Origin of the sequence: Neobacillus sp. PS3-12 (genome assembly GCF_030915385.1) — a bacterium.
In the GTDB taxonomy this organism is placed as follows: Bacteria; Bacillota; Bacilli; order Bacillales; family Cytobacillaceae; genus JAEVLT01.
Window position 1 is genome coordinate 4,964,445 of record NZ_CP133268.1, and the last position, 21,226, is coordinate 4,985,670.

Below are 21,226 nucleotides of genomic sequence, written 5' to 3' on the forward strand. Positions count from 1 at the left end.
GATCGCTAGTATATAAAATGCTTAGATATTCTCCCCCATGAAACGGTTTGTACCAATTTTGGTATGCACCTGTTTTATGGGGGGTTTTTGTTTTTAGGGGGGAATTAGATTGCCGAAAAAAGTGAATGTTCTTATTAATGGAACAACACATATGGTCGAACAAGGAACACGGATTTTAGATTATCTTCTTTCACAGGAGATCCAGCATCCACATATTTGTTATTCAGAAATTCTTGGGCCCGTCCAAAGCTGTGATACATGTATGTGTGAAGTAAATGGCAGCATTATGCGTGCCTGTTCAACAGTGGTCGAAGACGGGATGAATATTTTAACAGCTTCTGAGCTAGCTAAAAAGGCGCAAGATGAGGCAATGGACCGAATTTTAGAAAACCATTTATTATATTGTACGGTTTGTGATAATAACAACGGTAATTGCCGGGTCCATAATACAGCTGAAATAATGGGGGTAGAACATCAAACCCGTCCGCACCGCTCAAAGGGTTACGAAGTGGATCTGTCTCATCCATTTTATCGCTACGATCCCGATCAATGTATCCTATGCGGTCGCTGTGTGGAAACATGTCAGGACCTGCAGGTAAATGAAACATTAACCATTAACTGGGAAAGCCAGCAGCCACGTGTGTTGTGGGATGGCGGAAAAAGTATTAATGAATCCTCCTGTGTTTCATGTGGCCAGTGTGTCACTGTTTGCCCGTGTAATGCCTTAATGGAAAAATCCATGCTTGGAAATGCCGGGTATATGACAAGGATGAAAGATGATTTACTTACACCGATGATTGATCTTGTTAAAGCGGTAGAACCTGATTACAAAACCATCTTTGCGGTTTCCGAAGTCGAAGCAGCCATGCGTGATACACGAACGAAAAAGACAAAAACGGTTTGTACATTCTGCGGTGTAGGCTGTACCTTTGAGGTTTGGACAAAAGATCATGAAATCTTAAAAATTGAACCATCTGAAAATGCACCAGTCAACAGTGTATCTACATGTGTAAAAGGGAAATTCGGCTGGGATTTCGTCAATTCATCAGAACGGATTACATCCCCATTAATTCGCAGGGGCGATGCATTCGTTGAAGCAACTTGGGATGAAGCGCTAGAGCTTGTTGCAGAAAAATTAGGTGGAATAAAAGATACGTATGGAAGCGATACCATTGGCTTTATATCCTCTTCGAAAGTAACAAATGAAGAGAACTACTTAGTTCAAAAGCTGTCTCGTCAAGTATTCGGCACAAACAATGTGGACAACTGCTCACGTTATTGCCAATCTCCAGCATCTTGGGGCTTACAGCAAACAGGCGGCATCGGCGGCGACTCAGGATCCATTAAAGACATCGCTGGTGCAGGACTTGTGATTCTTGTTGGATGTGCTCCTGCAGAAGGACATCCTGTCCTTGCAACAAGAATTAAGCGTGCACACAAGCTTCATGGCCAGAAATTAATTACTGTGGACGTCCGAAAACATGAAATGGCTGAACGGGCTGATCTTTTTGTTCGTCCAAAGCAAGGAACGGACTATGTGTGGCTTTCTGCTGTTACAAAATATCTAATTAACCAAGGTTGGCACGATGAAATGTTCATCCGAAATCATGTGAACCAATATGATGAGTTCTTAAATATGATCGCCCCATATACGCTTGAAGAAGCAGAGAAGATTACTGGCATTACAAAAGAGAACTTGGTACAAATAGCTGAAATGATTCGTGATGCTGATGGCACTGCCATTTGCTGGGGGATGGGAGTGACGCAAAACATTGCTGGTTCATATACATCTGTTGCAATTGCCAATCTTCTTCTTGCAACAGGTAATATGATGCGCCGAAATGCCGGTGCTTATCCTCTTCGCGGCCATAACAACGTACAAGGTGCGAGTGACATGGGAACAATGCCGAATATCTTTCCTGGTTACCAGCCGATAACAGATTCTGATGCCCGTGCGAAGTTTGAGAAGGCTTATGGTGTAGCGGTTCCGGCTGCGCCTGGTCTTGATAATATTCAAATGCTTGAAGCCATTGATCAAGGCAAATTGAAAGCAATGTATATCGTTGGCGAGGATATGGCATGGGTAGATGCAGATTCTAATCACACACAAGCTATGCTTGCCAAACTCGATTTCCTTGTTGTTCAGGAGATCTTCTTAACGACAACTGCACAATTTGCAGACGTCATTTTACCGGGAGTGCCTTCCCTAGAAAAAGATGGGACATTTACCAATACGGAGCGCCGTGTGCAGCGTTTATACCAAGCGCTTGAACCAACAGGCAACAGCAAGCCCGATTGGTGGATTCTTCAGCAAGTGGCAAAACGGATGGGCTTTAACTGGAATTATGCGCATCCAAGTGAAATCTTTGCTGAAATGGCCAGTTTAAACCCATTCTTTACCCATTGTAGCTATGATGTGCTTGAGGGATGGAACAGCTTCAGTTGGGGTTCTCCAGATGGTACTGATACACCAGTTTTATACTTGAACGGCTTTAACTTCCCTGACAAGAAAGCTCGCTTTGGTTTATTTGACTATGTTCCGCCAGTAGAATTTCCGGATGAGTTCGACCTTTCGCTTGATAACGGACGTTTGCTTGAGCACTTTCATGAAGGAAACTTGACGCATAAGTCAGAGGGACTTCAATACAAGTTCCCGAAAGTGTTTGTTGAAGTATCACCTGAGCTTGCAAAAGAACGCAGTGTAAAAAATGGAACGCTTGTCCGGCTAGTATCGCAATATGGTGCCATCCGTCTTCCGGTTCTTGTAACGGACCGTGTTGAAGGTAAAACTGTCTATGTACCAATGCACTCCTCGAGCCACGAGAATGCTGTGAACTTGTTGACAGGCGGTGCAGTGGATGTTGTGACACATACACCTGCATATAAGCAGGTAAAGGTGCGAATGGAAGTACTTGGGATAAATGGAGAAAATCCGCTTCCTAAATTCAATCCGCGTAATGCAACACGAACACCGCAAATGGGTCTTGAAATTTACCGCAAATGGGAACGCGGCGACTATGTGCCAATTGCCAGTGTGAATGAACATGTAACACCTGGTTTGTATGATAGGAGGAACTCATAAATGGCAAAGCCAATTCAGCTAATTAAAAAAATCGAACTAACAGAAGAGCAAAAAAAATCACAATCCTTGGAAAGTCTTCTCTCAGAGGTTGCACAAAATAAAGAATCCTTGTTTGATACGCTTCATCTTTTGCAGGAGTTGCACAACAGCGGTATTTTAGAGGCTGTTAACAGCCTTGTGCAAGCAAAAGAGGAAGTAGCAAAAATCGCTGTTGGCCAAATGATGCGAAAACCGGTAACCAATCTCCTTAACAACGCAATGGCTGCAGGCGGTGCATTGACTGCTTTGGATCCTGAAATGACAAAAAAGCTAATGGGAAGTGTTGCAAAAGGATTGGAAAAAGCGGAACAAGGACTCGGGTCCAATTCAAAAGTTGGCATACTGGACTTGTTAAAGGTTTTGAACGACCCGGATATTAATCGGGCAATTGGATTTGGTTTGAATCTCCTAAAGGGGATCGGTGAAGGGCTAAAGGAATAAAGCCATCGAAAATCCATTTGTTCATTGCAGGACGAATGGATTTCCCTGTTTTAAAAGAAACTATTCTAAAACTGCGAATAAGGGGAAACAGACAATGGGAAGGAATTTGGAACATGAATTTAGTATGCTTGTTCGGGAAATAAGAAAGGAATATGTTGGGAATGGGCCGAAGGAAATCAGTACCCGCTTTATTGGAAATTGGGCCGTAAGTGAAATGAAGGGTAACCTTACCAATGTAGAGAAGTTTATGATTAGCTCTGAACAGGGGAAGCATATGGTACATGAGGCTCGGACCAAGATGGTAAAAGAAATTTATGAAAAGCCGGAAGTGGTTGCGAAGTTTGAATCTTTAATTGGAGCCAAGGTATTGCGGCTTTTTTCAGATATAAATATTGATGAAGATATTGCGATGACTGTTTTTGTCTTTGATCAATCTGTTGATTTAAGAGCAAAATGAAATAATTTGGGGGGGACTGGGTCGATGGATCAGCAAATGCAGGTAACAAATCAAGTGCTGCGTTATGAAAATGGAGTGGTTCAACTAGTTGAGGATGTAATTGTAACAGAGTATCCAATTACAATTATTTTAAATGACCAAGAATTTGCTACCCTTGTATGCAGTCCGGAGGATATTGAGGAACTTGTAGTCGGATTTTTGGCGTCAGAGGGGATTATCAACCGCTTTAAGGATATTAAAGAACTTGATGTTGTTGAAACGACAGGAAAGGCCATAGTTAAGACCCATAGAGTGAATAAACTGAACGAAATGTTCCACTCCAAGCGCTATGTGACATCATGTTGCGGTAAGAGCCGTCAGAGTTTTTATTTTTATAATGACGCCAGAACGGTCAAGCCAATTGAAACGAAGAAAAAAGTGCTTTCCATTGACGATTGCTTTCGTCTTATGGAAATGATGCAGGAATCATCGACCATTTTTCAGGAAACGGGCGGTGTACATAATGCAGCATTATGTGATGAAAATGGAATTGTTGTTGCCAGAACAGACATAGGCAGACATAATGCATTGGATAAAATATACGGCTATTGCCTTAAAAACTCGATTGCATTAGAGGATAAAGTGATTGTTTTCAGTGGAAGGATTTCTTCAGAGGTATTATTAAAGGTAGCCAAAATTAAATGCGGTGTGGTTCTATCCAAGTCTGCACCAACTGAACTTGCGTTGCGCTTGGCACAAGAACTTGGAATCACTGCTGTTGGCTTTATCCGTAAAAAAGCCTTAAATATCTATACAAATCCTGAGCGTATTATTCAGCCTGGGGTTAGCTAAAAAATTGAAACAAAAACGGGAGTCGAGGTCGACTCCCGTTTTTTTATCGTTAATTTAATATCGTTACCTTCAATTGTTTTACTCCAAAATTAATAGCAGCTTGTTCAGATGGAATAAAGACATCGATGCGATTTCCTTTAATTGCGCCGCCCGTATCGGCAGCAGTTGCCTCACCAAAGCCTTCAACATAAACTTTACTGCCAAGTGGTATGACAGATGGATCAACAGCAATTACTTTTTCATTCGGGTTTGCCTTAATGTTAATACCAGTAGCCGTAACACCAGAACATCCTTCACAAGAAGCGGTATAAGCGGTCGCTTTTACTGTTATTTGTTTTGGACTTTCACTGGCTGCAGCAGGTGCACTAGGTGCTGGTGTCGGTGCTGCAGGTGGTGCTGGTTGTGCTTGAGCTGGTTGATCTTGTACAGCAGGCTGTGGTGCCGCTTCTGTTTTTGCAGGTGCTGGGCTTGTCACAGATGCTACAGGTTCTGCTGGCTGTACTTTATTTTCAGTGCTATTAATATCTTCACCATCAAAGATTACTAGATTTAATCCAGGGTGAATGAGGTCTGAAATTAGATTATTCCAATCTTTAATTTGTGAAACGCTTACGTGATGCTCTTTGGCAATGTCCCATAAGTTATCGCCTGATACAACCGTATAATGTTTTTCAGGGGCAATTGTTAGGACATCCCCAGGGTGAATCAGGTCAGTTGTAAGATGGTTCAACTTTTGGATATTTTCTACGGAAGAATTATGTACGCGTGATAGTCCCCAAAGAGTATCTCCTCTTTTTACTGTTACAGTTGCAGCTTGTACATTAGCACTTACAGTTCCTGAGAGTACAGCAACTGCTACTAAAGTTTTCATTTTGTTAAGCATTCTTTTACCCTCCATGTTCCTTGGTTGCTAATTTTTCCTAATAGTAACATTGAATTCTCTGAAACAAAGAACAGGGAGATGTTAAATCGTTTACATAAGTGGCATTTATATTACGATAATATTTCTGGATTTTTGAATAATCAGAAAAATTACTCTATCAAAAGGACTTTAATGGTAAAAATCCCAGTACTTTAAAGGCTTATGCATACCCCTTTTTTATTACATTCATGTTACTTAAACTGTCGCTAAATTGTGAATATTTCTATTAATTACCAATACTACCATTATTTTTTTTACTAGATAGGGTCTTTAATATAAAAAATAACTTGCATATTTATAGAAATGATCATGTCAATGTAAATTTATAATAATCTTAATTGTTAACATATTTAGACAAATGGAGAAGAAAAATATATAATTGTCAGGTAATCAACGTGAAAAGAGGAGAATAAATGGATATAAAGCGTCAGAATGTCGATTTTGGTAATTCAATCTTTCAAACTCTTGTGGATGGATATTATTTTGAGATTCCTACCAATGTAGTAGAAATAACGAAAGAAAAGGCAGAAGGTCATTTTCCGACTACGTTTGAGGACCCCCAATCCCTTCTACATAGTTTGCTTATTTCGACTACGATAAACGGTGAAGAGAAATTTTATCTAGTGGGTGATTCAGCTGAAAACCAGGTATTAGGTAACATTCATATCAATAAGCTTCATGATAAAACGGAATCTGAGATTCCTTATGTCATGTTCCTGGCTTCAGTTGCTTATTACAATGTATTAAAAGGAAACGATAAAGAAGATAACCAAGTGAATATTGATTATTTCTCTACAATGCTTCCAATCTGGCTACTGAAGAAAACGAACAAGTTCAGCGAAATGCAAAATAAAATGGCAGGCCGATTTAAGGGGGAGCACCAAGTAAAAATTTTAACTCCAGGATTAGAAAGAGTTGTCACTATTCACGTCGAAACAAGCAAATGCCGAATTGAAAGTGAAGTTGCTCGTTGGGCAATCAAAAAGGATTTTGACCTGCAAGACCGTGCAGAAGCAAATGCCTTTCAAAACAATGAAACCCTTATAGTGGATTTAGGAGGGGGAACCGTTGATCTTGCATTGCTTCAAACAGGATTGCAAGCACCTAAAAGCAGGGATTCATTTAATTGTTTCACTGACATTTCCTACTTGAAACATATTGAAAAACTAAGAAGTGAAAAGTTACTTGAGTATTTCGATGAAGTCCGTTCACTGGAAGAATTCATTATCAATAATATTGAGAAAACAAAAATGGAACAATTAGATGGAAATAGCGGTAAAAAGGTGGATCTTACGGAGCAAATTCACGAGTCCTTAAGGGAGTACACTCAAACTTTGTTAACGAAAATTGAAAATACATTTCCATCACCTAAAGATAAGGTCTACAAATATGTCTACATCGGTGGGATAGCCAGCATCTTAAAACGGTTCATCCAAGAATCGATTGATACAAGGTATGGAGCCGAAATTAGAGAGCAAAATCATCTGTTCCTTCCAGAGACTAGAAAGTTAAATTTATACGGCTTGGAAATTATCAGCAGGCATGAAACTAATGCAGTTTTGGTGTAAGAAAAGGAGGGGAACATATGAACAATAAAGAGTATCTCCTTAATGATAAAGTTGATGGTGGATTCAATAATATGTATTCACAGATGATGGCACCATTTTATGCCCTATCGAATCTTTTTCTAAGCTCTGGTAATGTAAATGTGATGAAGGAATCTGAAAATAAAAACGAACCTGCAGTGTACACTCTTGATCCTTCAAAAGTTTCACCAAAGGTGCATTCAATACTTGAACAAAAAATACAGGCTAATGAGTTAGAGGACTATATATCGAAGCTCGTTGAACAGGATTTAGATCAAGTGGAAAAAGAAGCGGACAAATCCTTAATTGATACACTTCGCAAAGAATTCTTAACTGAGTTCAGCATACTTAAACAAGAATTCGCCGCCATTCCAGTTGAGAAGGAATCCGACAAAGCCAACGATCTACAAGATACATTAACCAAACTCGCAGACCAAAAACTAGACAAGAAAGAATTCGAAAGGTTGTTTGACTCTTTTCGCAGCGAGATTATATCTCAGATTTCCTTACTTAAAAATGAACTTGCATTTCGTCCAGATGTTTCAGCCAAACCTTGTACAGTTTTGGAAAATGCGGAAGAAGTGAATGATTTGAAAGAAGGACAACTACTCGAAAGTAATCGAGTAACTGGGACGATTAAAGAAGTGATCGATGTGGATTTTTAAGTATAACATAAACCAGAATGTGAGAGGCCTTTTTAAAAGGTCTTTTTCTTTTATCCAAAATAAATGTGAACCCTCCTGTGTAGGAAGTATGGAAAACCATATTCCTGCATCGGAGGGTTTTTTGGATGAAAAAGGGAAATTTACGTAAACTATACACTTGTACTGCGTATTAAGTATTTGCCAATTATATCGGAGTGAAGACACGAATCAGAATTCTGTATTAAAACTAGGTTCTTCTGGAAGCATAAAAATATTGCTTACAAAATTAGTAAAATTAATGATTTATGTGGAAATTAAACAAAAGGTAGGGTGGAATCTTTTACTATGCAACAATTGTTAATGTTAAAGAACGCAAATTAACATAAGGGAGATTTTAAAAGTGGAAAAATGCATGCGATATAGTAGATTTTCTATCTTGTATTTATTAGGCACTGTGTTGTTGGCTGGTTGTGATAGAAGTAGATACATCGTCCTTGATCCAAAAGGGCCTGTTGGTCAACAAGAATTAGATCTAATTTTGATCTCTGTCATTTTATGTGCAGTGATCATTATTCCTGTGTTAATTATTTTTGTTTATCTGTTAATGCGTTATAGAGATAAGCCTGGAAACCAAGCACCCTATCAACCTGAATGGGATGACAGCAAATTGCTGGAAATAGTTTGGTGGGGAATTCCAATTATTATTGTTGCAATTCTTGGAGTGTATACTGCTAAAACAACCATTAATTTAACAAAGCCTCCTGTAAAGGATGTTAAGCCAGTGGTGGTCCAAGTAACCTCACTGGATTGGAAATGGTTGTTCACGTATCCAGGCCAAAGAGTTGCCACTGTTAACTATGCGGTTATTCCTGCAGGAGTTCCGATTCAATTTGTTCTAACCGCTGATGCGCCAATGAATTCGTTCTGGGTTCCGCAGCTTGGAGGGCAGGAATATTCCATGCCTGGAATGTCAATGGGATTATGGCTGCAGGCAGATAAGCCAGGAAATTATTTTGGTTCCGGGGCTAACTTTACGGGAAAAGGATTTGCCCATATGCAGTTTAAAGTAAAAGCAGTCAATCAAGCAGATTTCAACAAATGGGCTGTAAAACTAAAGAAGGGAGGCTCTCCTGCACTAACAAAAGCGGGATATGCCGAATTATCTAAACCAAATAATATAGGAGAACTAAGCTTTTCTTCATATCCTAAAAACCTATTCGAAGGTATCGTAAACAAAAACGGAGGAACGTACTACCATCATATGCACGGGTATGGTGATGACATGTCCAAAATGTCCATGCCTACGATGAATACAAAGTAATTAAAAAGGAGGAATTTTTCCCATGAACACATCGGGTTTTTTTGTAACAGGCGATCCTATGATTTATGGTGCGGATGTATCCATTGTCCTCGCAACTGTGGGTATTATCTTTGCCCTTACTTATTTAAAAAGATGGGGTTGGCTTTGGAGAGAATGGCTTACAACGGTCGACCATAAAAAAATTGGGATTATGTATCTCCTCTCGGCGCTCTTAATGTTATTTCGCGGGGGAGTAGACGCAATGCTCATGCGTATACAGCTTGCCGTTCCCAATAATCACTTTTTAGCTTCAGAACACTATAATGAGATCTTCACGACTCACGGAACCATCATGATCCTGTTTATGGCAATGCCGTTCATGTTTGCATTATTTAACATGGTTGTTCCTCTGCAAATAGGTGCCCGAGATGTTGCCTATCCAATGTTAAATGCTGTCAGCTTTTGGTTGTTTTTTATAGGAGCTATGCTCTTTAATCTTTCCTTCGTTATTGGTGGTTCTGCTGATGCGGGATGGCTCTCCTATCCGCCTTTATCGGAAGATGCGTTTAGTCCGGGTCCTGGAGAAAACTTCTGGATTTGGGGCATCCAAATTTCCGGTATTGGAAGTCTGGCAACAGGGATTAACTTTTTGGTTACCATATTAAAAATGCGCGCGCCATCTATGCGTTTAAGGGATATGCCTTTATTTACATGGTCTGTTTTATCAGCTTCCATCACCATTTTAGGTGCGTTCCCGATACTTACTGTTGCCTTGATTATGCTTACAATTGACCGCTTGCTTGGCGGACACTTCTTTACCATGGATGCCGGCGGTAATCCAATGATGTGGGTTAACTTGATTTGGATGTGGGGTCACCCAGAAGTATACATTGTTGTATTACCTGCCTTCGGTGTTTACTCAGAGGTAGTGGCGACGTTCTCTAGAAAACGGATTTTTGGGTATGCTTCCATGGTATTTTCAATGCTGGCGATTAGCGTTGTGTCTTACTATACGTGGGTACACCATTTCTTTACGATGGGTGCCGGTGCAGATGTCAATATTGTTTTTGCTATATGTACAATGATTATTGCGATTCCTACGGGTGTTAAAGTTTTTAACTGGCTGTTCACGATGTACCGAGGGCGTGTTCGTATAACACAACCATTATTATGGTTCTTAGGGTTTGTTCCTTGTTTTCTGGTTGGTGGGGCTACTGGTGTTATGCTTGCTGCTGCACCTGCAGACTATCAATATCACAACAGTTATTTCTTAATCGCCCACTTCCACCAAGTTCTAATCGGTGGTGTTGTATTCGGATATCTCGCTGGCCTGTATTATTGGTGGCCAAAACTTTTTGGATTTAAATTAAATGAGCGTTTAGGACAATGGGGATTCTGGTTTTGGCAAATAGGCTTCTATGTATGCTTTATGCCGCAATACGCCCTTGGTTTCATGGGAATGACTCGAAGAATTTATATTTATAATCAATCGATGGGCTGGGATATGGGCTGGGCCCCGCTAAATTTCATTTCTTCTATTGGTGCGTTCTTAATGGGGATCGGCTTTCTCTTTCAGGTATGGCAAATTCTTTATAGCATTCAACACGGTGAACGTGATGTAACTGGTGATGCCTGGGATGGACGTACGTTAGAGTGGTCCATACCATCGCCTCCACCAGAATATAACTTTGCTGTGATCCCTACTGTCCATGGGCGCGACGCTTGGTGGTATAAAAAAGAAGAAATGAAAAAAGAAGGGTATAAGCCGGAGCCGATTAAATATGAACCTATTCATATGCCTAAAAATACGGGTATTCCCATTATCATGGCAGTCTTCTTCTTTATCGCTGGATTTGGATTTACTTTTGAATGGTTCGGGGTGGGAATTATCGGGTTAATCGGTGTCGCCATCACATTATTTGCCCGTTCTTTCCAGTACGACACAGATTATTGGATTCCTGTGGAAGAGATCGAACGAACGGAAAAAGCTTTAAGGAATCACGGTTCAACACATCACACTGCAACCTAGGAGGGTGGATCTATGCAACAAAGTATGACAGCTCATACTGATCATGATCATGGTCATGTTGACCAAGAAGAGCTAAAAATACTGGGCTTTTGGATTTTTCTTGTAACAGACTGTCTTTTATTTGCAACTTTTTTTTCAGCTTATGCCGTTTTACATAATCATACAAATGGCGGGTTTACTTCTAAAGAGTTTGATATCCCTGGTTTCATTATTGAAACTTTTGTACTCTTAGTTAGTTCATTTACGAGTGGCTTAGCTGTTTTACAAATGCATAAAGGTAATAAAAAAGGTCTTATTGGCTGGCTGCTTGTAACTGCTGCATTAGGGGCTGTTTTCGTAGGATTTGAAATAAACGAATTCACAAATATGGCCCAAGAAGGGGCTACCCTTACGAAAAGTGCATTTCTTACTTCCTTTTTTTCACTTGTTGGGGCACATGGATGCCATGTTACTTTTGGTATCTTTTGGATGATTGGACTCATCATTCAACTTTCGAGTAAAGGAATCACAAACGTCACAAAACGAAAAATTTCAATTATAAGCTTATACTGGCACTTTTTAGATGCTGTATGGATTTTCATCTTTACTGTTGTTTATTTAATGGGGGTGATGTAACATGTCAAATCATGCGCATGAACATACGGGTTCCATTAAGGCATACGTGACTGGGTTCATCCTTTCGATCATTTTAACTTTAATCCCACTTGCAATGGTTTTAAATCATATGATGGCAAAATCAGCGCTTACCTTTAGTATATTGCTCTTTGCAGTTCTGCAATTTGTCATTCAATTATTTTTCTTCATGCACATCCGTGATGGAGAAGGACCGAGATACAATGTTGCCGCTTTAGTTTTAGGGATTATTTTTGTATTAACAATTGTTATTGGGTCCATTTGGATTATGGAATTTAATTCTGTGGTTCAATAATATTGATGCATTGTATTGGTAAAAACATGCCAAGAATAAAGTGCGGATAAAAAGGAAAACTATAAAAAGTTCATTGTATTACACAAAGTTAGTGAAGGGTGAAAAAATGAACTTAGAAAGCGTAGTTTATACCGTTACCTATAGTGCATTGTTTTTGCTGGCTAACATTACTATTTCATTTCTGTATGCAAAAGCCATGAAAGAAGAATAAAAACGTTTAAATAAAACAATACCCAAAGGCATCCGAATTAGAATAATCGGATGTCTTTGTTTTTTATAAGGGAGCAAAAGTTTTTGGTGTAAAAGCGAATAAATCAATGGGAGTGTGGAAATCTAATAAAAAAATACATTGGATAAGAGGGATTAGATATGGCAAGCTTCAGCGTAAAATTGATGTTCGTGGAATTGGCATTAGGTGTTATTTTTCTGATTTATGAATTTTTTACTGGTCAACCTTGGTCTCAAAATGGCATGGCATGGACAATGGATCAAAATTTTCATTTTAATATCGCACTTGGATTTTTTACGGCTGCTGGATTCACCTTTATTTTGGGTGCCGTTATTGGTTCAATTGGAAAAGAACGCGGTTCGAAGGAATAATCAGAAATTTGCCTTGTTATAAAGGGTCCGAGGGGTGAAAATTATGGATTACGGAATTTATGTTATTTGTGGATTTATGGGTTTGACAATGGTTATAACCGCAGTCTATTTTAAAAATGCCATGAAAGAATAAAAAAATGCATGAAATCACCTGGCAGGAACTTTTTTAATGCATACATAAAATCATTTTATTGAAAGATTTTGATTTCAAACCATTTCTTCTTTATAAGAGGGGTAATAAATGTGAGGGAAAAAATATTTATGGTCTTTTTGGGGACACTTCTGACATTAAGTCTTGCAGGTTGTGGAGACTCAATGAACAGTTTACAAGTTCATAATAAAAACTCTGTTCAGCATTCTTTGACTAGACCATTTTCGGATATGCTTTATGGATTCTCCAAAATGGAGAAATTTGTGGCAAATGGGGATTATGCGGATGCACAAACACTTTCCCGGAATCTTTCAGATGAATTTCATGAGACCATTCTGCCTCCGCTTGTCGTGAAAAAGGGGAAAAAATATGCAGATCATATTCATCTAAAATATGACGAGCTTGAACAAGCGATTGAAAGTAAAAATAAACCAAAAATTACAAAGCTCATTAAAGAAAATCGCGAAAACTTTAAAAGAATTGCACCAATGTTAGGTGTTTCAGTCTTCTAAGTGGAATATTAGTTCTTCAATTTTAATTTTTTCATAGAACTATTTAAAAAAGTAATGGGTGAAGTCAATCAGAGGTAAATTGACTTCACCCATTACTTTTTTGCTTCCAATTTTTGCGAGAAAAAGAAAAAATTCTGAATTTTATGTGTCCTTGTTAAATCATTTCTTGAACTATTTAAATTGCAAGTTAAAATAAGATAGATAGAACAATTTTCCTAGGGGAGAGTTGGTTAAAAATGCCCATACGCATAAAGCTCGTTATTATGTCCTTACTTTTTTTGGCGGTACCGAGTCTATTAATTGGAATCATTGGCTATCAATCTTCTGCAAATAGTTTAAATTCACTTGGAGCTGAAGGTCTTCAAACCGATGTTCGAATGACTATTGCAATGATTGGAGCGTTGCAAAAACAAGTACAAGCGGGAAAGGTTTCTCTGGCGGACGCACAGGAAGAAGTAAAAGTTGCGATATTGGGGAAAAGGGATAAAAACGGTAAACGCCCCATAAATCCCCGCCTTAATTTGGGTCAACACGGCTTTTTATTTATTATCAATTCTGATGGACTTGAAATCGCACACCCGAACTTCGAAGGGAAAAATGTATGGAATATAAAGACTGTCGACGGTGTTTATTCAACTAAAGAAGTCGTGAAAGCTGCCAACCGTGGTGGAGGGTATGTCACCTATGCTTGGCCTTTACCAGATCAACCAAATGTACAAGAACCCAAAATTACTTATGCGGAAAAAGACCCTAATTGGGATTGGATTGTATGTGCCGGTGCCTATTTATCTGACTTCAACGCAGGAGCGCATCGTTTACTTTACATCTTGTTAATTACCCTTGGAATCTCGCTGCTCATTGGTGTGATCGTCATTCTATGGTTTTCAAAAAAACTAACGAAGCCGATTCTGAAAGTAGCCGAGCAGGCAAAGGTGATCGCCCGCGGTGACTATACACAAGACCCGATTGAAACAACAAGCAAGGACGAAATCGGCGAACTGGTTTTAAATTTCAATATTATGAAAGAGAATCAAAAAAAAGCAGAAGAACAAATTCGGCAGCACGAAGAGTTTCTTCAGTCGGTTACTACCCATATGGGGGAAGGGCTTGTTGTCATGGATGCTGAGGGCAGATTGTCCTTTATGAATCCAGAGGCAGAAAAGATACTTGGGTGGTCAAAAGAAGAGTGCGGCAATCAAAGACTTCATGATATGATTCATCGCAGGAAAGATGGGACATCCTTTGCATATGACGAATGCCCGAGTACGAAATCCACTCTAAATGGGGAAGTGTACCGAATTTCAGAAGATTGGTTTATTCGAAAAAACGGCTCTATGTCTCCAGTATCCTATGTTACAAGCCCTTTATTTGAAAATGGGAAATTGACTGGTTCGATCATTGTATTTCGCGATATTTCAAAACAGAAAGAGGATCAAGAGAAAATTGAATACATGGCATTCCACGATGATTTAACAAAACTTCCTAATCTTCGTTACATAAAAGGGAAACTGATACATGACATGCATTTCAAAAAACCATTTGCCCTTTTGATCCTGGATATCGATCGGTTTAAACATATAAATGAAGCACTTGGTTATGCCTTTGGAGATTTAATTCTTCAATCGGTTGCAAGCAGGTTGAAAGAACATTTGCCATCCCATGTGTTTGTAGGACGTCTAACGGGAGATGAATTTGCAATCATTTATCCTTTATTGAATCAAGAAGACGAGTGGACGTTGATGTGCAGGCGGATTCAGAATCTAATCAACCAGCCTATGCAAGTAAAGCATCTTCTCCTGAACGTGTCGGTAACGATTGGCGGCGTTTTGTATCCCAACCACGGAAATGAAGGGGATGAACTTCTAAAACGCGCGAACATGGCGCTTATGGAAGCCCAACAGCAACATGTTCCATTTCAAATGTATCAGCCATCGATGGATGGCAAAGCATTTGATTGTCTCGTTTTGGAGAATCATTTACACTATGCTCTGCAAAAGAACGAACTTTGTCTCGTCTATCAGCCACAGGTTGATACTGAAACAGGTAAGATTCAAGGAGTGGAAGCGTTGATTCGCTGGCATCATCCAAATTATGGACCCATTTCTCCGACCCAATTTATCCCGATTGCTGAAAATACAGGACTTATTATACCAATAGGTGAATGGGTGCTCCTGGACTGCATGCAGACAATTAAAACAGTGGCACGATCAGGGGCTAACATCTCTTTGTATGGCTGTAAACCTATCCACTCGCCAATTTTACTCGCAAGATTTACTTGAAACGGTACGAGGAATCTTGCTTGAAACAGGATTACCACCAGAGTATTTGGAACTTGAGATTACTGAAAGTATGATGATGAATATGGATCATGCTTCAAAAACGATGAAGGACCTCAAACAATTAGGCTGTAAAATCGCCATTGATGATTTTGGTACCGGGTATTCTTCTCTTAATTACTTAAAACATCTTCCAATTGACCGTCTAAAAATTGATCAATCCTTTATTCGGGATCTTGCTGAAGATGAACAGGATGATACAATCGTATCCACCATCATTTCAATGGCAAAGCACTTGCAGCTTGATGTGATTGCAGAAGGAGTAGAAACGCCAGAACAAAGGAATGTATTGCAAAAGAAACAGTGTACACATGTACAAGGCTATCTCTATAGCCCTCCTTTAGCACCGAATCATTTCCTTGAACAATGGGATCAACTCCAGCAAAAGGTGAAAACATTATCGATGATCTAAAGTTTCGTAACTATTTAAAGTTACGTAGCAAAAAAAGCCGGCTCAGTCCTAAAAATTAGGAAAAGAGAGTCGGCTTTTATCAATCTTAAATAACTTCTTCCTCTAAATTTGAATTTTCCTTTTTCTTGGAAAATAAATTTGCTAGAGCCTCCGGCAGGGCGATCATTGCTGGTACAAAGATAGGAAGCAGGATAAAGCAAAGTACGATCAGACCTGTAATGACAGCGATGGCCAATTCAGCCAAAAGCAGTATTCCCGAAGGCATTAGTGTTGCAAAAGTACCTCCGAGTATAATGACTGCCGATGTTATGACACCACCAATATTTCTTGAAGCTTTTACGATTGCCTCCTTTGGTGACAAATGAGGATATTCCTTAAAGCGCATCATTAAGAAGATGCTGTAATCTACTCCCAAAGCGACAATGATAATGAAGGAGAAGAACGGAACAAAGGAAGAAATTCCCTCAAGCTTTTGCCAATCTAAGAAAATAAAGTTAATGATGAACATGGCTGCATAATAAGCACCTACAAGGGATGCCGTAATGAAAACAGGTGTCCAGAAAGACCTTATGACAAAGAACAAGACAAGCAATACCCCGATAATGACGATGACCGTTGTTTTATTTAAATCTCGGGTCAATATATTATTCATATCATTTGTGGTGGCACTTGGTCCGGACACTCCAGATTTAGCATGAGAAAGATTTGTCCCTTTAAGTCCATCAGAAACGGTTTGATTTATTTTATTAATCGTAGTTAAAGCTTCCTTCGAATAAGGATCTGCATTTAAAACGACCGTCATCTTTGTAATTTTTCTATCATCAGACATGAAGACGTCAAATGATTTTTGATAGTTTTTGTCAGTCAATGCTTCTTTTGGAATGAAGAACGTTTTATTCGTATTAAGCTGCGATAAGAAAGCATTCGTCTGTCCCAATCCGTCAGAAATTTGTTTCAGTCCGCCATTTACATCTGATAGCTTTTGACCAAAAGTGCTGAAACCATTGAGACCGTCTGCAAGCTGTTGCTGACCCGATTTCATCTGACCCAGTCCATCCGTTACGCTATTCATATTCGTTATGATGGTACCGATTCCTGAAGATGCTTGACTAAGGCCGTCTTCAAGTTTTTTCAATCCATCCGCCATTTGCGATAACCCGCCGCTCATGATTTTAAGATTTTGGTTTGCTGTGCCAAAACCAGCCGTTACGGCATTGTAATTCGCATTTAGGGTTTGAATCCCTTCGGGTGTGATCTGATTTAGCGAAGAGGATAACTGTTCGATCGTTCCCTTTAATCCTAGATAGTTAGGATCACTTTGCGAATTTGAGTAACTGTTGCCTAATGCAGTGATCATACCTTGCATTTGAGACAATGCACTTTTCACACCAAGAAGAGCCTGGGCAGCCTGCTGGTAGCTGGTACCCATCTGTGAATATCCAGCTTGCATTTTTCCATAATTATCAGCTAAGAGGGCGACTCCACTGCTCATTTTTGAGAGATTAGTTTGTAAGGCAGCCAGTCCGCTGCTTATTGTTTGTGGATTGTTTGAACCATTGCCGATTCCAGCTTCGATTTGCTGTAATCCATTGGTTAAAGCAGCCATACCATCTTGGAGCTTCGCAGTACCATCAACCATTTGACCTACCTTGGAAAAGTCTGCTGAACCAAGCTTATCTTGTGCAAGCTGCAATCCATCGTGGATTTGATCCACACCATTTTGTGTTTTCGATATACCACCTGTAACGGGAGCCATTTGGCCCTTAATGTAAAAACCATCAATAGGTTTACCCTGTGGCTGTGTTACAGAAGAGACAAGTTTAACTTCCTTCATACTCTTAAGTCTTTGCGTTATGTTATCAATAACTGCAAGTGAGTCATTATTATCAAGGGCTTTATTATTTTCAATCACGATAGTCGCAGGCATTGCCTGACCCTTTCCAAAATGGTCTGCAACGATATTAATCCCTTTCGAAGAAGGATAGGCGTTACCAAGCTCTTTAATCGTATCAAAGTTAAGTTTTTCCTGATGCAAATACGCCATTGGCCCTATAATTATAAGGATTACTAGAATTGATATAATAGGATGCTTTGTTGCAAAGGAAGAAGTAGCACCCCAGAATTTGTTTTCCTTATGCCCAAATACATTCTTGGATGGCCAGAAAAGTTTTTTACCCAGCACCTTCATCACAAAAGGAGTCAAGGTCAAAATTTCCAGCAAGAGAATGGCGGAACCAATTACGACAACAACACCGGATTTGTAAATTGGTGATTCAGCAAAAACGAGAGCTAGGAAAGCAATAAATACAGTGAGTATGCTATAGGCTATCGTCTTACCAGCTGTTTTATAGGTGTTGACGATTGATTCGTCGATAGAGTGACCATGGGATAGTTCTTCCTTAAATCGATTGAACAAAAGGATATTATAATCAGTCCCGATCCCAAAGAGAATCAGTATCAATAGCATCTGGGTAAGACTGGTGATTGGAAATCCTGCTTTATCAATTAATTGAGCTGCAATTCCCATCGAACAAAGATAGGAAAACGCAACTGCCACTAAGGATATCAATGGTGTGACAATAGATCTGAACGCAATGACTAATACCACCAAAATAAAGATCACTGTCAATGCAGCACTCTTTTCCACTCCGGTTTGAGATGCTTTCAGGTAATCATTATTGATGAAGTCTTCACCACTAAGATAATAGCTAACTGGTACTTTACTAAGATTGCTATCTAGCTCTTTTTTGATCACATCGATTTCCCGTGATTTCTTATCAAGCTTATAGCTCACCATTAGAGTCGTACCATCTTTGGATACTAATGAGCTTTTTGCATCAGGCATGCTGAATGGGTCAATCATGTCAGAAATACCAAGCTTCTTGCTGCTATCGCTTATTGCTTTAACAGCTTTCCCGATTTTTGTCATTTCATTATCAGAGATTTTATTTTTATCGTAAAAAACGATAATGTCATTGGTACCTTTCGTCGCATCCATCTTTTTTAATATTTTGTCGGCAATTGCCGAGGGGCTGTTACTGCTTAGCTGCTGCTGCCCTTTTGCCCTTAGGATGGCATTTATATCCGGCTGAAATACGGTAAGCAATATGGTTGCAATCAGCCATATTGAAAAAATAGCCCAGCGGCCTTTAATGATCTTTTTCAACTTGTATTCCTCCGTAAATTACATAGTTTTTAAAAAAGTTGATCATAACTGTCTTATGAATCCTTATAAAAACCTTTTTTTAGCAATTCAAGCTCTAATGAGAAAGTTCTCAAAGCCTCATGAATAGGTAATTCTTTTGCAAACACATAAACGAGATTTTGAAACGTCACGACCATCATGATTTTTAAGATGTGGTAAAGATCTTCTTCATCCTTTATATTGATATTTTCGGAATATAAGAGGCCTTGTAATTCAAAAAGTCGACTTTTTACAGTTTCATCGTAAAAATTCTTCGTAAAGGTTGTTTGGATATCGTGATTCATATTTAAAAATGCATTTTTAAAATATTGGCGGTTTTCGGGTTCTTCAAAATTGATGAGTATAAATTTAAACCAATCTATAAAGGATTCAAACAAATCTCCATTGTTTAGTTTTATGATTGAAATAAATTGATCGTAAAAGTGTGTAGAATAGTTCTCCAGTAAAAAAAAGAAAATATCTTCTTTATCATGAAAGTATTGATAAAAACTTCCTCTTGGTATTTCGGCATCTTTGATAATATTTGAGATCGAGGCCTCGTATAGAGGAACCCTCGAAAATTCTTTCTTAGCCGCATTTATTAATAATTCTTGTTTTTCTGTTGATAAGTTAAAAAAAGTAGGTTTTGGCAACAACATCACATCCTTTAAACAAATGACAAATTGTCATAATTGAACATAAGGCTATGATAACGGTCCCATGGAACCATGTCAATCAAATATGAATCGATTTATGACAATATGTCATAATCAGCTTCTTGACTATGTTTTGGGGATTTTGAAATCTTAAGAGCTTGTCACAGTTTAAACGCTTTCATTTTGAATGGTTTGTGAACCTTGTGAAAACGTGAGCATTATGGTAAATAAAGGACTATAATAAGGGCGAAATCAAATATTGGTGATCATAATTGAGGTCAGAAAATGACCCATTCAAAGGAGATAAATACTATGAAAAAAATTACCGCAGTTGCTCTAGTTCTTGGTGTTCTTGTACTCGCAGGGTTTTCCGTGGATAATCAATCACCAAAAAAAGCACCTCAGACAGTTTCAGTTGCGAATGATTACGGCAGCTTTACTCAATATATGCAATAAGAATGTTTGCTAAAAGGATAGGAGAGCAGATAACAGTATATCTGCTCTCCTATCCTTTTTTAATTTGTAAAAACAATCATTCTATTAATTCTAATAATTTATTTAAAACAAATTCAACACTTGAATCTCTTACATCATTACGTGATTTGTTCATAAAATACTCTGTATATGTATAGCTCTTGTCATGAATTCGGATTCCAAAACAAACCATCCCTACCGGCTTTTTTCTGTTCCTCCCATAGGCCCGGCAATGCCAGTTATGCCAACACCAATTTCTGTTTTCGCTGCCTTGAGAGCACCACTAGCCATTTCTAGTGCAACTTCTTCACTGACAGCACCATATTCCTCTATTGTTTTTGGATTTACATGAAGAAATTGTATCTTTGATTCATTGGAATAGGTGATAAAACTGCAATTTAATACTTTTGAGGCGTTCGGCACATTTATGATTTGTGCACATGCTTTTCCGCCAGTACATGATTCGGCAAATGATATATGATAGCCTTTATTCATTAATAGGGTTACAAGATTTTCTTCCATATTCATAGTTAAGATCTCCTAATCGTTATTAGTTCACAGAATTGTATCATATTTCAATCGTACCATAGAGTATAATTTATATACTGCCAGAGAGTTCTAAATTTAGTGGGCTCTTTTTAT

Annotated in this window: 18 protein-coding genes and 1 pseudogene; 15 read left to right on the top strand and 4 right to left on the bottom strand. The window is 38.8% G+C overall.

Translation table 11 applies throughout. The annotated features are described in order from the left end of the window. The first annotated feature begins 109 nt into the window (after window positions 1-109). The 4 genes from fdhF (at window position 110) to fdhD (ending at window position 4,850) form a co-directional block, all read left to right on the top strand. Entirely contained in the window at window positions 110-3,082 is a 2,973-nt protein-coding gene (gene fdhF / locus RCG17_RS24950) for a formate dehydrogenase subunit alpha (protein ID WP_308172709.1), read from the top strand. Next, the gene (locus RCG17_RS24955) at window positions 3,083-3,562 is read left to right on the top strand and encodes a helical membrane plugin domain-containing protein (RefSeq protein WP_308172710.1); all 480 of its coding nucleotides are present in this window, start codon (window positions 3,083-3,085) and stop codon (window positions 3,560-3,562) included. A gap of 94 nt (window positions 3,563-3,656) precedes the next feature. Then, window positions 3,657-4,019 (top strand): Na-translocating system protein MpsC family protein, encoded by a 363-nt coding sequence (locus RCG17_RS24960; protein WP_308172711.1) that lies wholly within the window; start codon window positions 3,657-3,659, stop codon window positions 4,017-4,019. Between the two features lie 24 nt (window positions 4,020-4,043). Beyond that, window positions 4,044-4,850 carry a formate dehydrogenase accessory sulfurtransferase FdhD gene (gene fdhD / locus RCG17_RS24965; RefSeq protein WP_308172712.1) on the top strand — a complete coding sequence of 269 codons (807 nt, stop codon included), beginning with the start codon at window positions 4,044-4,046 and terminating at the stop codon, window positions 4,848-4,850. Window positions 4,851-4,899: 49 nt separating this feature from the next. Here fdhD and RCG17_RS24970 read toward each other — a convergent pair whose 3' ends face one another. Beyond that, window positions 4,900-5,733, bottom strand: a complete 834-nt coding sequence (locus RCG17_RS24970; protein ID WP_308172713.1) for a 3D domain-containing protein — start codon at window positions 5,731-5,733, stop codon at window positions 4,900-4,902. A gap of 452 nt (window positions 5,734-6,185) precedes the next feature. On the opposite strand from RCG17_RS24970, the gene RCG17_RS24975 reads away from it, so the two are divergent. From RCG17_RS24975 to RCG17_RS25020, 10 genes are all read left to right on the top strand, one after another. After that, a complete protein-coding gene (locus RCG17_RS24975) occupies window positions 6,186-7,340 on the top strand; it encodes a ParM/StbA family protein (RefSeq protein WP_308172714.1) in 1,155 nt (384 codons plus the stop codon). Between the two features lie 17 nt (window positions 7,341-7,357). Further along, entirely contained in the window at window positions 7,358-8,023 is a 666-nt protein-coding gene (locus RCG17_RS24980) for a hypothetical protein (protein WP_308172715.1), read from the top strand. A 379-nt stretch (window positions 8,024-8,402) separates the two neighbouring features. Further along, complete coding sequence (locus RCG17_RS24985; RefSeq protein WP_308172716.1) at window positions 8,403-9,323, top strand: ubiquinol oxidase subunit II; 921 nt, start codon at window positions 8,403-8,405, stop codon at window positions 9,321-9,323. 22 nt (window positions 9,324-9,345) lie between these two features. Beyond that, window positions 9,346-11,331 carry a cbb3-type cytochrome c oxidase subunit I gene (locus tag RCG17_RS24990; RefSeq protein ID WP_308172717.1) on the top strand — a complete coding sequence of 662 codons (1,986 nt, stop codon included), beginning with the start codon at window positions 9,346-9,348 and terminating at the stop codon, window positions 11,329-11,331. Between the two features lie 12 nt (window positions 11,332-11,343). Beyond that, a complete protein-coding gene (locus RCG17_RS24995) occupies window positions 11,344-11,946 on the top strand; it encodes a cytochrome (ubi)quinol oxidase subunit III (protein ID WP_308172718.1) in 603 nt (200 codons plus the stop codon). 1 nt (window position 11,947) lies between these two features. Continuing rightward, entirely contained in the window at window positions 11,948-12,259 is a 312-nt protein-coding gene (locus RCG17_RS25000) for a cytochrome o ubiquinol oxidase subunit IV (protein WP_308172719.1), read from the top strand. A 369-nt stretch (window positions 12,260-12,628) separates the two neighbouring features. Further along, window positions 12,629-12,859 carry a hypothetical protein gene (locus RCG17_RS25005; RefSeq protein ID WP_308172720.1) on the top strand — a complete coding sequence of 77 codons (231 nt, stop codon included), beginning with the start codon at window positions 12,629-12,631 and terminating at the stop codon, window positions 12,857-12,859. 243 nt (window positions 12,860-13,102) lie between these two features. Next, window positions 13,103-13,522 (top strand): hypothetical protein, encoded by a 420-nt coding sequence (locus RCG17_RS25010; RefSeq protein ID WP_308172721.1) that lies wholly within the window; start codon window positions 13,103-13,105, stop codon window positions 13,520-13,522. Between the two features lie 236 nt (window positions 13,523-13,758). After that, window positions 13,759-15,801, top strand: a complete 2,043-nt coding sequence (locus tag RCG17_RS25015; RefSeq protein ID WP_308172722.1) for a cache domain-containing protein — start codon at window positions 13,759-13,761, stop codon at window positions 15,799-15,801. Beyond that, complete coding sequence (locus tag RCG17_RS25020; protein ID WP_308172723.1) at window positions 15,752-16,270, top strand: EAL domain-containing protein; 519 nt, start codon at window positions 15,752-15,754, stop codon at window positions 16,268-16,270. Before RCG17_RS25015 ends, RCG17_RS25020 begins: the two co-directional genes overlap by 50 nt. Before the next feature lie 85 nt (window positions 16,271-16,355). Here RCG17_RS25020 and RCG17_RS25025 read toward each other — a convergent pair whose 3' ends face one another. After that, window positions 16,356-19,436, bottom strand: a complete 3,081-nt coding sequence (locus tag RCG17_RS25025) for an MMPL family transporter (protein ID WP_308172724.1) — start codon at window positions 19,434-19,436, stop codon at window positions 16,356-16,358. Window positions 19,437-19,489: 53 nt separating this feature from the next. Further along, window positions 19,490-20,113, bottom strand: a complete 624-nt coding sequence (locus RCG17_RS25030) for a TetR/AcrR family transcriptional regulator (RefSeq protein ID WP_308172725.1) — start codon at window positions 20,111-20,113, stop codon at window positions 19,490-19,492. Window positions 20,114-20,422: 309 nt separating this feature from the next. Between RCG17_RS25030 and RCG17_RS25035 the strand changes: the two genes are divergently transcribed. Then, on the top strand, window positions 20,423-20,566 hold the full coding sequence (locus RCG17_RS25035; RefSeq protein ID WP_308172726.1) for a hypothetical protein: 144 nt from the start codon (window positions 20,423-20,425) through the stop codon (window positions 20,564-20,566). 76 nt (window positions 20,567-20,642) lie between these two features. On the opposite strand, the pseudogene RCG17_RS25040 reads toward RCG17_RS25035, so the two are convergent. Beyond that, a pseudogene (locus RCG17_RS25040) lies at window positions 20,643-21,112 on the bottom strand (CinA family protein). Between the last annotated feature and the right edge of the window lie 114 nt (window positions 21,113-21,226).